6 protein-coding genes are annotated in these 14615 nt (G+C 78.1%); 2 read left to right on the top strand and 4 right to left on the bottom strand.

Features of this window, described 5'->3' with window-relative positions:
- Together KPF22_RS00090 and KPF22_RS00085 are read right to left on the bottom strand one after the other, a co-directional pair.
- The coding region (locus tag KPF22_RS00090; protein ID WP_224400891.1) for a type I polyketide synthase at positions 1-5316 on the bottom strand (5316 nt) is incomplete at its 3' end.
- Positions 5313-9323 carry an amino acid adenylation domain-containing protein gene (locus KPF22_RS00085; RefSeq protein WP_305080306.1) on the bottom strand — a complete coding sequence of 1337 codons (4011 nt, stop codon included), beginning with the start codon at positions 9321-9323 and terminating at the stop codon, positions 5313-5315. The genes KPF22_RS00090 and KPF22_RS00085, both read right to left, overlap by 4 nt.
- Before the next feature lie 131 nt (positions 9324-9454).
- Here KPF22_RS00085 and KPF22_RS00080 point away from each other — a divergent pair, with 131 nt between their 5' ends.
- Both KPF22_RS00080 and KPF22_RS00075 read left to right on the top strand, forming a co-directional pair.
- The gene (locus KPF22_RS00080) at positions 9455-11407 is read left to right on the top strand and encodes a phosphopantetheine-binding protein (RefSeq protein WP_224400890.1); all 1953 of its coding nucleotides are present in this window, start codon (positions 9455-9457) and stop codon (positions 11405-11407) included.
- The gene (locus tag KPF22_RS00075) at positions 11407-12435 is read left to right on the top strand and encodes a saccharopine dehydrogenase NADP-binding domain-containing protein (RefSeq protein ID WP_224400889.1); all 1029 of its coding nucleotides are present in this window, start codon (positions 11407-11409) and stop codon (positions 12433-12435) included. The genes KPF22_RS00080 and KPF22_RS00075 overlap by 1 nt, the downstream gene beginning before the upstream one ends.
- 39 nt (positions 12436-12474) lie before the next feature.
- On the opposite strand, the gene KPF22_RS00070 is transcribed toward KPF22_RS00075, so the two are convergent.
- Together KPF22_RS00070 and KPF22_RS00065 are read right to left on the bottom strand one after the other, a co-directional pair.
- On the bottom strand, positions 12475-13413 hold the full coding sequence (locus KPF22_RS00070) for an NAD(P)/FAD-dependent oxidoreductase (protein ID WP_224400888.1): 939 nt from the start codon (positions 13411-13413) through the stop codon (positions 12475-12477).
- On the bottom strand, positions 13410-14426 hold the full coding sequence (locus KPF22_RS00065; protein ID WP_208824924.1) for an LLM class flavin-dependent oxidoreductase: 1017 nt from the start codon (positions 14424-14426) through the stop codon (positions 13410-13412). Before KPF22_RS00065 ends, KPF22_RS00070 begins: the two co-directional genes overlap by 4 nt.
- Between the last annotated feature and the right edge of the window lie 189 nt (positions 14427-14615).

The raw sequence follows: 14615 nt of genomic DNA, 5'->3' as shown, positions 1-14615 counted from the left end.
CGTCCAGCTCGTCGTCGGGCAGGACGCCCTCGGGGCCGTCCCACTGCAGCCGCAGCAGCCGCCCGCGACCTCGACGACCTGGTGGTCCAGCCACACCTGCGGGGTGGAGGACAGCGCGGCCACCTGCTCGCCGATCCACTCCAGGGACCGGCCGTCGTCGAGGCCGAGCGCGCTGGTGAAGACCACGGGCACCCGGTGCACCGCGCCGGTGCGGGCGGAGCGTTCGGCCAGCACGTCGAGCGCGGAGGCCGCGCGGTGGTCGAGCTCGTCGAACAGCCGGGCCTGGGTGGCGGCGGCGCGCTCGGCGAACACCGGGTGCGGGGTCTCCGGCGTGCCGTGCAGGACCAGTGAGGTGAAGTCCCCGACGACGCCCGCGGTGCCCGGCGGGCGGTCGAAGAGCGTGAGGAGCACGCCGAACCCGCCCGCACCCGCCCACTCGGCGAGCACGTCGGTGAACGCGGTGAGCAGCACCGCGGTCGGTGTGACGCGGTGGCGGGCGGCCTGCGCGCGCAGCGCCGCATGGTCGGCCGGGGCGATCCGGTGGACCCGGCGGCGGAACCGCGGCGGCCGTCCGTCCGTCGACACCGGCGTCCGGACCGGGAGCGCGGGCGGGCCGGGGACCGGCCGTCCGCGCCACCAGTCCGCGGCGGCACGGCCCTCCGGTCCGGCGGCGCGCGCGGCCAGCGCGGCGGTGCAGGCCGCCGGGTGGACACGCGGCGGCGGGGGCAGCGACCGCGGCGCCTGCGGGGCTGCGGCGTCGGCGTAGGCGGCCCGCCACTCGTCGGAGACGATCCACCAGGACGCGGCGTCGCACACCAGTACGTCGACGCCGATCAGGACCCGTACCCGGCCCGCGGGGAGCAGGGCCGCCTGGATCGTCACCAGGGGCCAGCGGTCCGGCGGGCCGGGCCGGGTCGAGATCCGCTCGCGCAGCGACGCGAGCCGCGACCCCCGCCGCTCCGGGTCGGCGCCGGTGAGGTCGTGCACCCGGATCCGGTAGTGCGGGACGTCGTCGAGGACGCGGAAGCGGCCGTCGGCGGTGGCGACCACGCGCAGCATGGGGTGCCGGGCGACGACGACGTTCCAGGCGGCCTCCAGCCGGGGCACGTCGAGCCCGTCCGCGTCGTACTCCAGGTAGAAGTAGCAGGGCACGCCGCCGTCGTCGTAGCCGCCGTCGCGGCCGACCAGGTAGGCGTGCTGGACCCGGGTCATCGGGAACGTCCCGTCGGCGGCGACGCCGTCCTGCCCCGCCGCGACCGGCTCCGGGGCCGTGGGGGCGGCCGCTCCCCCGGTCAGCAGAGCGGCCAGCCCGGCGACGGTGGGGGCGGCGAGCAGGTCGCGCAGGGCGAGCGCGACGCCGTGGCGGTCGTGCAGGGCCGCGAGCATCCGCGTCGCGAGCAGCGAGTGCCCGCCGAGGGCGAAGAAGTCGTCCTGCGGGTCGGTGACCGGGGTGCCGAACAGCTCGCTCCACAGCGCCGCGACCTCCCCCTCGACCCCGTCGAGGGCGGGCCCCGTGGGTGCGGCCGCGGCCCGGGGCCGACCGGACGCGGCGATCCGGCGCGCCAGGGGCGAGGCGGTGACCGCCAGCTCGTCGACGGCGGGCAGGGCGAGCACCCGGTCGAGCGCGTCGCCGCCGGTGGTGGCGTCGAGCGCGGCCGATGCGGTCGCGCCCGTCCCGACACTCCAGCCGTCCCAGTGCACGGCCTGCCATCCCGGCCCGGCGACGGCGGCCAGCGCGGCGTTGGCGGCGGCGTATGCCCCGGTGCCGACGCCGCCGAGCAGCGTCGCGACCGAGGACATCAGCAGCACGCGGGACGGGCGCCGGTCGGCGGGCAGCGCCGTGACCGCCCGGTGCAGGGCCAGTGCCCCGCCGAGCTTGGCGTCGAGGTGGGCACGGACCCGTCCGGCGTCGAGCTCGCGGAGCGGGTCCAGCTCGGCACCGGCGAGCACCCCGGCGGCGTGGACGACGACCGACAGCGGCCCGTCGCCGGCCAGCTCGGTGAGCAGGGCCGTCGTCGCGGCGGGGTCGGTGGCGTCGACGGCGCGGGTGCCGTCCCGCCCGGTGCGGGAGGTGACGACCACGCGGTGCCCGGCCGCGGCGAGGCGGCGGGCGACGACCTGACCGACCGCGCCCGCGCCGCCGATGACGACCGCCGTCCCCTGTGCGGGGGCGGCCGCGGGGTCCGGCTCGGCGTCCCAGCCGCGCAGGGCGAGCCGCCAGCGGGTGCCGCCGCGCCAGGCGGTCACCGCACCGGCGCCACCGGCGGCCAGGGCGGCGGCCTCGGCCAGGACGAGCCCGGCCTCCCGGTCGGTTGCGGGACCCGGCCCGGCACCGGAGCCGGTGTCGGCGCCGAGGTCGGTGGTGGCCCAGGCCAGGCCGGGCCGTTCCTGTCCGAGCACCCGCGGCAGCGCACGCAGTGCGGCCGCGGCGGGGTCGGCCGGGCCGTCGGCGGCGATCCGGGCGCCGCGGCGGGTCACCAGCAGCAGCCGCGGCGCGTCGTCGTCGGGGAGGTCGGCGGCGTGGGCCCCGAACCCGGCCACGACCGTCGCGGGGTCGGCGCCCGGGTCCGGGCCGACGACGATGACGTCCGGTCCGGGGGTGAGCCGCTGCCGCAGGGTGTCGGCGAGCGGGCCGTCGCCGAGCACGGTCCATCCCCCGTCCGGCCGGCCGGTCACCGGGGCGACCGGCTCCCAGGTGAGGAGCTGCAGCGGTTCGTCGGGCGCGGTGCCGGTGGCCTGCTCGGGCGGGTCGATCCAGTGCCGGGACCGGGTGAAGGCGTAGCCGGGCAGCACGACGCGGCGGCGTCCGGACCCGGCCGGGGCGCCCGGGTCGACCGGGACGCCGTGTGCCCACAGCCGTCCCAGCGCGGCGCGGGCCGCGGCGGTCTCGTCCGGCCCGATGGCGTCCGGCCCGGCGTCGAGGAGCGGCACGGTCGCGACGACCCCCTCCGCGCCGGTGGCGAGCCGGGACAGTGCGGTGCCCGGCCCCACCTCGACGACGACGGCGGGCCCCTCCCCGACGGCGGCCGCCAGGGCGTCGGCGAACCGCACCGGGCGGCGCAGCTGCTCGGCCCAGTGCCGTGCGGTGCCCAGCTCGGCGCCCGCGATCCGGCCGGTGACGGTGCTCGCGACCGGGATGCGCGGCGCGGTGCCGGCCAGTCCGGCGAGCGCGGCCTCCAGCCCGGCCTGCTCGGCGTCCATCGCCCGGGAGTGCATGGCGGCGGACACGGCGAGCGGGGCGTGGGCGACGCCGTCGGCGGCGAGGGCGGCGGCGAACGCGGCCACGTCCGCGGCGGGGCCGGACACCACGCACGCCGACGGGCCGTTGACCACGGCGAGGTCCAGCGCGCGGGGCAGCCGGGCCACGAGCGCGTCCTCGGACAGGCCGACGGCGAGCATCGCTCCGCCGCCCGCGGCGCGGGACGCGGCGAGGCAGCGGGCCGCGACGAGCCGGGCGGCGTCGGCCAGCGCGAGCGCGCCGCCCACGGTGGCGGCGACGCACTCGCCGAGGCTGTGCCCGACCAGCGCGTCCGGGTGGGCGCCCCAGCTCCGCAGCAGCGCGGCCGCGCCGACCGAGACCGCGAACAGCGCGGGCAGCCCGAACGCGGGGTCGGCGATCCGGTCGGCGGGCCCGCCGGGGTCCAGCGCGTCGGTGACGTCGGCACCCAGGTGCGGGGCGAGCAGGGCGGCGGCCTCGTCGAACGCGGCGGCGAAGACCGGTTCGTCGCGGTGCAGCCCGGCCGCCATCCCCGGCCGGGGGCTGCCGGCGCCGGGGAAGGCGAACACCAGGCGGGGGGTGCCGGCGTGGACCGGTGCGGCCGCGGCCAGCGCGGCGAGCCCGACGCCGACGACCCGGTGGGGCAGCGCGACCCGCCCGCGGGCGAGGGTGTGCGCGGCGTCGGCGGGACGCACCCCGGACGGGCCCGGGGTCAGGGCGGCGGCCACCCGCGCGGCGGTCGCCCGCGCGGCCTCGGCGGTCGCGGCGGACACGCACAGCAGCTGCGGCCGGGGGTCGTCGGCGGCCGGGGCCCGCTGCGGGGCCGGGCCGAGGACGACGTGGGCGTTGGTGCCGCCGATGCCGAACGAGCTGACACCGGCGTGCACGGGTCCGGTCCACGGCGCGCAGACCGCGGGGAGCCGGAACCGGCTCCCGTCCAGGTGCAGCGCCGGGTTCGCCGGTTCCGCGTGCAGCGTGGCGGGGACCCTCCGGTGCGCCACCGCCAGCACGGCCTTGATCAGCGACGCGACGCCCGCCGCGGAGTTGGTGTGACCGATGTTGCCCTTCACCGAGCCGAGCGCGCACGGCTCACCGGTGTCGCCGAGTACCCGGCGCAGCGCGGTGACCTCGACCGGGTCGCCGAGCGGTGTCGCGGTGCCGTGCGCCTCGACCAGGCCGATGTCGGCGGGACCGAGCCCGGCGACGGCGAGCGCCTCGGCGACGACGCGGGCCTGGCCGCGTACCGACGGCGCGGTGAACCCGGCCTTGTCGGCGCCGTCGTTGTTGACCGCGGTGCCGTGCACGACGGCGTGGACCACGTCGCCGGAGGCGAGCGCGTCGGACAGCCTGCGCAGCGCCACGACGCCGACGCCCTGGGTGTAGACGATCCCGCTGCCCGCGGCGGCGAAGGGCCGCACGTGCCCGTCGGCGGAGAAGATCCCGCCGGGCACGTGCACGTAGCCGCGGCCCTGCGGCACGATCAGCGACACCCCGCCGGCGAGCGCGGTGTCGGACTCCCCGCTCAGCAGCGACTGCACGGCCAGGTGCACCGCGACCAGCGAGGTCGAGCAGCTCGTCGACACCGCCACGGCCGGCCCGGACAGTCCCAGCCGGAAGGCCGTCTGCAACGGCAGGTAGTCCGGCTGGGTCGCCATGGCGGTGGCGAGGCTCCCGAGCGGGTCCGGGCCCGCGCCGGTGGGGTCCCACCGGTCGGCGAGGTTGGAGGCCAGGTAGCTCGACTGCATGGACCCGGCGAACACCCCGACCGCTCCGGCGTCCCGGACGCCGCCGTGCCCGGCGTGGTCCAGGGCGTGCCAGGCGGTCTGGAGGAACAGGCGCTGCTGGGGGTCGAGCAGGTCGGCCTCGGCCCCGGTCAGCCCGAACGGGGCCGGGTCGAAGCGGTCCTGGTCGGTGAGGATCCCGGCGACGGGGACGTAGCCGGGGCGCTCGCGCAGGGCGCGCGGGACGCCGCCCGGGTCGACCCGGGTGAGGCCCTCGCGGCCGTCGACGAGCAGCTGCCAGAAGGCGTCGAGGTCGTCGGCCCCGGGGAACCGGCACGCCATGCCGACGACGGCGACGGGCTCGTGCGTGTCGCTCATCCGGCCACCGCCGCGGCGCGGGCGCGGGCGGCGCGGCGGCCGGCGGCGCGGCCGTCGCCGGGCTGCGGGGCCGGCGGGTCCGGCACCGGTGGGGGTGCGCCCGCCCCGGTCGGCTCCGTCGCGGTCGCGGTGAGGTGCCGGGCCAGGTCGCGGACGGTGGGATGGGCGAACAGGTCGACCACCGTGAGCTGCGGGTCCAGCTCGACCAGCCTCCGGTGGGCCAGGACCAGGGTCAGCGAGGACGCCCCGAGCTGGAAGAACGGGGTGCCCACCTCGACCGGTCCGTTGAGCAGGTCGCTGAACACCCGCGCGACGGTCCGTTCGACGAGCGGGTCCGGGGCTCTCGTGGCCGCGGGCGAGGAAACCGGCGCGGGGGGCGCGGCCGCGGCCGCCGGGGTCGGAACCGGGGCGGTGGACGGGGGCGGCGCGGTGGACGGGGCCGTCACCACGAGCTCGACGAGCCCGTCGGCGGGTGTCCGTTCGGCGACCGTCGCGCCGTGGGTGCGGAGCTCGGCGCGCAGCCGCTGCACCCACGGCGCGGCGACGGCGAGCGCGTCGACGGGTCCGATGCCGCCGCAGCCGACGGTGAGCCGCAGCTCGATGCCCTGCGGCGGGACCGCGGGCCATCCGGGGGCCACGTGCTCCTGCCCCGCCGTGGCGGCCGGGGCCGCGCCGGTCGACGGGACCGTGGGGGCGGGGACCGGTGCCGGGTCGGCGGGGGTGGCGGTCTCGGAGGCCGCTGCCGGGGACACGACCGGAGCCGCGGTCGGGGGCACTGCGGAGGACGGTGTGGACCGGGCGGCGAACGGGTTCGGCAGGGCCCCGTGATCGACCTTCCCGTTGGCGGTGATCGGCAGCTCCGTCAGCACGACGAAGCGGTTGGGCACCATGTACGGCGGCAGCGCCGCGCGCAGCGCGGCGGCCAGCTCGCCGTCGCCGGGCGGGGTCGCCGGGTCCGCGGGCACCACGAACGCGACCAGCCGGGGCCGGTCGTCCGGGCCGCGGACCGCCTGGGCGACGGCGTGGCGGACAGCGGGCAGCCGGTCCAGGGTCGCCTCCAGCTCCCCCAGCTCGATCCGGTGGCCGCGGATCTTGACCTGCCGGTCGGTACGGCCGAGGAACTCGATGGTGCCGTCCGGGCGCCACCGTCCGAGGTCACCGGTCCGGTAGACGCGGGTGCCGGTGGTCGGGTGCACGGCGAAGCGGGCCGCAGACTGGTCGGGGTCGCCGACATAGCCCTCGGCGAGCCCGTCGCCGCCGATGAACAGCTCCCCGGGCCGGCCCACCGGGCAGGGCCTGCCGTCGTCGGGGTCGAGGACGTGGAAGCTCTGGCCGCCCAGTGCGCGGCCGTAGGGGATGCTCGGCCAGGCCGGGTCGACCGCGTCGACCGGGTAGGAGATCGACCAGATCGACGCCTCGGTGGCGCCGCCGAGACCGATCACCCGTGCCTGCGGGGCGAGCGCGCGCAACCGGTCGGGCAGGGTCACCGGGATCCAGTCGGCGGACAGGAAGACCTGGCGCAGCGAGGCCAGCGCACGCCGCGTCGCGTCGGGCTCGATCTCGGCGTACTCGACGAGCATCTCCAGCAGCGCGGGCGCGGTGTTCCACACGGTCACGCGGTGGGCCGCCATGAGGTCCAGCCAGTGGCCGGGGTCGCGCTGCCGGTCGGCGTCGGGCAGCACGACCCCGCCGCCGGCGCCGAGCACCGAGAACACGTCGTAGACCGACAGGTCGAAGCTGTACGCCGACAGCGCGAGCACCCGGTCGTCCGCACGCAGCGGATAGCGGGCCTCGAGGTCGTCGAGGGTGGTGCGGGCGGCGCGGTGGGCGATCCCGACGCCCTTCGGGGTGCCGGTCGACCCGGAGGTGAAGATCGCGTAGGCGAGGTCTCCCGGGTCGGGGCGGCGCGGGGTCGCGGCGTCGCCGTCGAGGACCCCGTCGGCGTCGAGGACGTGGGTGCGCACCCCGTCGGGCCAGGCGGTGGTGTCCCCCGGCGCGACGAGCGCGTGCCGCAGGCCGGAGCGGGCGCAGACCGAGGCGATCCGTGCGGCGGGCCACGACGGTTCGACCGGGACGTAGCCCGCGCCGCTCGCGAGGACCCCGAGCAGGGCGGTGACCTGCGCGATCCCCTTCTCCACGCAGACCGCGACCAGCTCGCCCGGCCCGGCTCCGACACCGGCGAGCGCGGCGCCGGTGCGGTCCGCGCGGGCGGCGAGCACGTCGGCGGCGACGCAGCCGCGGGCGTCGAGCAGCGCGGGTCGGCCCGGCCGGACGGCGGCGCGCCAGGGGTCGTCGAGGAGCGGGCCGTACGCGGTGAACGGGTTCGGGCCGACCGGCCCGGCCGCGGCCGTCGACGGGTCGTGTCCCAGGGTGGGGTCGGTCCAGGCGGCGGGCTCGTCGGCGAGCCGGCGCAGCAGCGTGTGGTGGGCGTCGCGCAGTCCGGGCACGAACCCGGCGGGCAGGGTGTCCGCCCGCAGGTCCCAGTGCACCCGGAGCACGCCGCCCGCGTCGTGGACGATGTGGTCGAGCAGCACCTGCGGGGTCTGGGAGATCCCGAAGACCTCCTCCCCCAGCCAGTCCGTGGCCGCCGGGCCGTCCCCGGTGAGCCCCAGTCCGCTGGTGAACACCACCGGGTGTGCGGGGGCGGGCAGCCCGGTGCGCGGGTCGCGCGGCCCGGCGGTGCCCGCGGTGACCTCGACCCCGGGCACCGAGCGGTGCTCCAGGTCGGCCCAGAACCGCCGGTTGACGCGCTCGGCGAACCCGGCGAAGCCGTCCCAGGTGCGCAGGTCCGGCGGCTCGACGGCGACCAGCACGGTGCTGGTGAAGTCGCCGACCACCCGGTCCAGTCCCGGTGTGTCGTCACCGGCGGCGACGTCGTCGCGGTCGAACAGGGTGGTGTTGAGGGCGAAGGGCTCCTCGGCGCCGAAGCGGTGGAGCACGAACGCGAACGCGGCGAGCAGCGCGCCGGTCGGGCTGAGCCCGTGCCGGGCCGCGGCGGCGCGCAGCCGGCTCCACGCGTCGGCGTCGAGGACGGCGGTGTGCCGGGTCATGCGGGGTGCCGGGTCGCCGGGCGGGTCGGTCCACGGCAGCCCCGTCCACGGCAGGGCGGGTCCGGCCGGCAGCGGTGCGCGGTCCGCCCAGTAGGCGCGGTCGCGGTCGCGGCGCGCCCGCTCGGCGGGGTCGGTGGTCGTCCGCGCGGTGAGGGCCGCGAAGGTCGTCGGCAGCGGCGGCAGCGCGACGTCCGGGTCGGCGACGACCTCGCCCCACTCCCGCATCAGCACCATCCAGCTCGTGAGGTCGAGCGCGAGCACGTCGATACCGATGTGCAGGCGGGTGCGCCCGTCCGGGAGCAGCGCGGCCCGCAGGTCGTGCAGCGGCCACGTCCCCGGCTCGCGCACCTGGTGCGAGCACTCCTCGCGCAGCGCGCCCAGCCGCACGTCGGGGTCGGGGTCGGTGCGCAGGTCGGCCGTGGCGATCCGCGTCGCGGGGACCTCGGGGAGCACGCGCTGGCGGCCGTCGTCGCCGACGACCATCCGCAGCATCGGGTGCCGGCGCACGAGGACGTCCCAGGCGGTCGCGAGGCGGTCGAGGTCGGCGAGCGGGTCGCCGTCGGGAACCCGGTCGAACTCCTGGTACCAGAACGTCGCGACCCCGCCGAGCGGGAACGCCGGGTCCCGGCCGACCAGGTAGGCGCTCTGCACGGCGGTCAGCGGGAACGGGGTGCCGTCCGGCGGCGACGCCGGTGCGGCGGTGCCTGCGGTCGGCGGGTCCGCCGCGGGAGCGGGCTCCCCGGCGGCCGTCCCGGCCACCGTGCGTGCGGTCGCGCCGCCGAGGAAGTCCGGCAGCGGCAGGCTGAGCCCGGTCTCCTCGCGCAGCCGCCGGCGCAGCCGCACGGCGGTGAAGGAGTCGAGGCCGAGCTCGGTCAGCGGCACGTCCGGTGGGAGCTGGTCCGGCCGGTCGAGCACCTCCGCGAGGCAGGCGAGGACGTCGTCGAGCCGGACCGTCATGCGGTTGTCCCTTCGGGGTGCGGGAGTTCGGGGCGGTGGCGCACGCGTCACACGGGTGGGTGACGAACTCGGCGCCGGAGCGACTCTGACCTTATTGAGTCTGATTGTCAATATCGTCTAACGTCTCGCGCATGACCGCCCCACCGACCGCCGACCACACCGCCGAGATCACGACCGTCTGGTCCGAACTGCTCGACCTGCCCCCCGCCGAGATCCCCGACGACGTGGGCTTCCTCGTCCTGGGCGGTGACTCGGTGCTGGCGGTGCGCATGTCGGCGCTGATCCGGCAGCGCCTCGGCGTCGCGCTCGGCCTGGCCGAGGTCCGGGTCGACACCACCGTCGGCGAGATCGCCGCACTGGTCGCCGATCGGGTGAGCGATCCGTCGACCGGGTCACTCCCCGCGATCACCCGCCGTCGCGCCGACCCGCACGCCCCGTTCGCCCTGCTGCCGCTGCAGCAGGGCTACTTCGTCGGGCAGCAGGACGGCTGGGAGCTGTCCTACGCCTCGGCGCACTACTACGTCGACTACCCGCTCGACGGCATCGACGGCGACGAGGCGGCGGAGGCCCTCACCGACGCCCTGGAGCGGCTGGCCCGGCGTCAGCCCGGCCTGCGCGCCCGGGTCGACGCCGACGGCCGCCAGTACGTGCTGCCCACCGGGGCGCCGGGGGCGCTGCCGGCCCCGACCGTGCTGGACCTGCGCGACGCCGCACCGGAGGAGATCGACGCCCGGCTCGCCGCGCTGCGGGACCTGATGAACGTCACCGGGCCCGACCCGATGTCCGGCCCCGGCCTGGACATCCGGCTGACGCTGCTGCCCGGCGACGCCGGCCTGCTGCACGGCGCGTTCAGCCTGCTGCTCTTCGACGGCTGGTCGGCCGGCGTGCTCACCCGGGAGCTGCTGGCACTCGCCCAGGACTGGAACGCGGTGCTCGACCCCCTGGAGATCGACCCCGGCGACTACGTCGAGGCGGTCGGGGCGCTGCGCGGCACGCGCGGCCGGACCGCCGACCGCGACTGGTGGTGGGAGCGGATCGACGCGCTGCCCGCCCCGCCCGCCCTGCCACTGGTCGTCGACCCGCAGGAGGTGAGGCCCACGGTCATGCAGCACCGCGAGTTCCGGCTCGACCCGGCCCGCTGGGCGGCGCTGCGCACGGCCTGCCGCGACCAGCGGGTCACCCCGGCGACGGCGCTGCTCACGGCGTTCTCCGTCGTGCTGGCCCGCTGGTCGGGGCACCGGCGGATGCTGCTCAACTCGCTGCAGACCGGACGCCTGCCGCTGCACCCCGACGTGCACCGCATGATCGGCGGCTTCGCCACCACCATGCTGCTGCCGGTGGTCCCGGAGGCCGGGGTGCCGTTCGCCGAGCTGGCCCGGTCCGTGCAGGGGACCTTCGCCGAGCACGCCGCGCACATGCTCGTCCCGGGCGTCGAGGTGGCCCGGGAGGTCGGGCGCCGGCGCGGCACCCACCGCCCGGTGGCACCGGTGGTGTTCCAGTCCACGATCGGGATGGACGCCGCGATGGGCAGCCCGCTACCGAGCGAGGCCGGCCCCCTGGGCCGGGTGCGCGCCGGGGACTACACCCACCACCTGCGCACACCGCAGGTGGCGCTGGAGACCCGCTGCTTCGAGATCGACGAGCAGCTCGTCCTGGTGTTCTCCCTGGTCGCGGAGCTGTTCGTCGACGACGAGGTGACGGCCGCGTTCGCCGAGCTGGTCGAGCTCGCGACGGCGCTGGCCGACGGACCCGGCTGGGACGCCGTGCCGGAGCTGCCCGAGGCCCTCGACCCGGCCCCCGGGGAGGGGCTGCGCATCGGCGCGCTGCCCGGGACCGGTCGCACGCACGCCCCCGGACCGCCCGCGGACGGCGCGGAGCAGACGGTGGCCGAGGTGTTCGAGGACTTCCTGGAGGTCCCCGTGCTGGACCGCACCGTGCACTTCTTCACCGCGGGCGGCGACTCGCTGCTCGCGATCCGGGTGCTGGCCCGCCTCGCCGCCGAGCTGGACCACCCGGTGCCGGTACGGGCCTTCCTCGCCGACCCGACGGTCGCCGGGGTCGCGGCGGCCGGACGGGCGTCCTGATGGCCGGAGCCGCCCGTCCGCTGGTCGCCGTGCTGGGCGCGTCGGGGGCGACCGGGCGGGCCGCGGCCGGGCGGCTGGCCGCGACGGGCCGGGTGCGGCTGCGGCTCGGGGCCCGCGACGCGGGCGCGCTCGCCGCACCGGCGGCCGCGCTCGGGGCCGAGGCCGTGGGGGTCGACGCGGGCGACGCCGACGCCCTGGCCGGGTTCTGCGCCGGCGCCGCCGTCGTCGTGCAGTGCGCGGGACCGTCGCTGCGGCTCACCCCGGCCGTGCTGGCCGCGGCGCTCGCCGCGGGGGCCCACCTCGTCGATCCGGCCGGCGACCTGGACCCGTTCCCGACCGGCGACCGCTGCGTCGTCCTGGGCACGGGGGTGGTACCCGGGCTGTCGGGGCTCCTGCCGCGCCTGCTCCCGCCGGGGGCCCGGCGGCTGGACCTCTACGCCGGTGGCGCCGACCGGCTGACCCCGGCCGCGGCGGCGGACGTGCTGCTGTCGGTCCCGCCCCGCTACGGGCTGCCCCGGGCGCTGTGGCGCGACGGCGGCCCCGTCGAGGCCGCGCTGGCGGTGCAGCCCGCGGTGTCGCTGCCGGGCTTCGACGGTCCGGTGCACGCCGTGCCGCTGCTCACCGCCGAGGCGCAGCGCCTGGCCGCGGACACCGGTGCGGCGCAGCTGCGGGCCTACTCGGTGTTCCCGGGGCCGGGGCTGCCGGACACCCTCGCGTCCGCCTGGGCGTCGGGCGACCCGCTGGCGCACGTCGACGCCGTCATCGCCGCGGCCGACGCCGACGTGGCCGCGCACGGCGTCGCCATCACCCTGCTCGCGTCGGCGCGCTACGCCGACGGGGCCCGCCGCACGCTGCTGCGGTCCACCGACTCGCTCGCCCTGACCGGCGCGTTCACCGCGCTCGCCGTCACCGACGTACTGGCGGGCCGGGTCCCGCACGGGGTCGGCCGGGCCGCCGAGGTGCTCGACCCGGTGACGACGGCCGCCCGGCTGGCCGCCGACCCCTCGGTGGACGAGCTGCGGTACTGACCCGGGCGCCCCGGACCGCGTCCGGGGCGCCCGCCGGGCTCACCCCTGGCCGGGGGCGACCGGCAGACCGGTCCGGAACAGCTCCTGCTCCAGCCACACCGCCGCGGCGACGCCGCTCCCGGCGCCCACGCTCACCAGTGTCACGCCGTCGGGCAGCCCGGGCTGACGGGCCGCGTCGCCGGCGGCGGAGACCCCCGGGACCGAGGTCCGGCCGCACTCGTCGACGGCGATCGTGCCGTCGTCGAGCACGGTCGCGCCGAGGCTCCCGGCCAGCGCGGTGCCGGGGCGGGTCGGGGCACGGTGGTAGATGCCGTCGCGGGCGAGGGTGGTGCCGTCGGCGAAGCGCAGCTCGAGTGCGCCCAGGTCGCCGTCGATCGCCGTGATCGGGGACTCCACGACCCGCACGCCGCCCGCCTCCAGGTTCGCCGCGACCCAGCCGGGCAGCTCGGCGGGGCCGTGGGTGGCGAGGACGACGTCGTCGCTGAACCGGTCCCGCACGTAGGCGGCGAGCATCCCGGCCAGGCCGTTGCCGATCACCACGAGCGCCATGCCGCTGGTCTCGTAGCCGTGGCAGAACGGGCAGTGGAACACCGAGCCGCCCCACCGCTGCGCCAGCCCGGGCACGTCGAGCGGCTCGTCGACCTGGCCGCCGGCCAGCAGCAGCCGGCGCGCCCGCACGACGGTGCCGTCGTCGAGGTCGAGGGCGAAGTCGTCGAGGGCGCCGCGCACGCCGGTGACCCGGCCCGCCCGGCGGGTCACCGTCGGGTAGGCGTCGACCTCCGCGCGGCCGTCGGCGAGCAGCTGCGCCGGGTCCCCGCCGTCGCGGCCGAGGTACATGTGCATCTCGGCGGCCGGGGCGTTGCGCGGCTCGCCGGCGTCGACGAGCAGGACGCGACGCCGCTGGCGGCCGAGCACGAGGGTCGCCGACAGGCCCGCGGGCCCACCGCCGACGACCACCACGTCGTAGGTGTCGTTCACGCGTTCTCCAGTTCCGTGCGGACGGCGGGCAGGACCTCGGTCGCGAGGCGTTCGACGTTGGCGAGCACCGCGTCGCGCTCGCCGGAGGACTCGACGTGCAGCAGCACCCGGCCGGCCCCGCTCCCCCGGACCAGGTCGACGAGCCGGCGGACACAGAGCTCGGGCGGCCCGATCGGCTGCCGGGCGAGGATGCCCGCGGCCAGCTCGTCGGGGGTGGGCCGCTGGCCGCGGTACTCCTCGACCATCACGTACTCGGCGTAGCCGGAGGCGAACACCGGCGCCAGCCGCTCGTGGACGACCCGTTCGGCCTCGGCGACCGAGTCGGTGACATGGGCCAGGGCCGCGGTGCCGTGCACCGGCCGCGCCGCGGTGAGCTGCTCGTAGTCGGCGACCAGCCGTGCCTGCTCGTCGGCGGTCTGGGAGAAGAAGAACAGCATCGGCAGGCCGTGCCGGGCGGCCAGCTCCACCCCGGTGGCCGAGGTCGCGGCCACGTGCACCGGCGGGTGCGGACGCGTGTACGGCTCCGGGCCGGGTGCGACCTCGCGGAACCGGTAGTGCTCGGAGTCGGCGGACACCCGCCCGGTGAAGGAGTCGAGGACCAGGCCGAGCGCCTCGGGCAGCCCGGTGCGCCACCGCTCGATGCCGGTGCCGAGGACCTCGTGGTCCACCACCGGCCCGGCCCGGCCGACGCCGAGGTCGAACCGGCCGCCGGAGAGCTGGTCGAGCAGCGCCGCCTGCTCCGCGACGTGCACCGGCGGGTGCGTCGGCAGGATCGTCACCGCCGTGCCGACCCGCACCCGCCGGGTGCGGCCGAGCAGGAACGCGGCCAGCGTCGTCGCGGAGGGGTTGACGCCGTAACCGGTCAGGAAGTGGTGCTCGGTGGTCCACACCGACGCGAACCCGTGCGCCTCGGCCGCCTGCGCGACGTCCGCGGCCAGCGCGAACACCTCGGTCGCGCTCTGCCCGGGGAAGCGGTGGGTGAACAGCATGACGCCGAACGACGGAGGGGACACGCCTTAACAGTAGCGGATGTCGTTATCGACTGAAGGTGGTCGGTGGGCCGGTGCAGGGGTCCGGGCCGAAGGGGCGCAGCGGGACCTCCGGTCCGTCCCCCCCGGGGCGGTGGCGGGGCAGGCGTCGACGACGACCCGCCGCTGCACGCGGTCGTGGCCTCGCGCCTGGTCGCGGTCACCCCGCAGACC

Source organism: Pseudonocardia sp. ICBG1034 (genome assembly GCF_020131375.1).
GTDB lineage: Bacteria > Actinomycetota > Actinomycetes > Mycobacteriales > Pseudonocardiaceae > Pseudonocardia > Pseudonocardia alni.
Note: the sequence above shows the minus strand (reverse complement) of the source record. Positions and strands in the feature narration are given on the sequence as shown.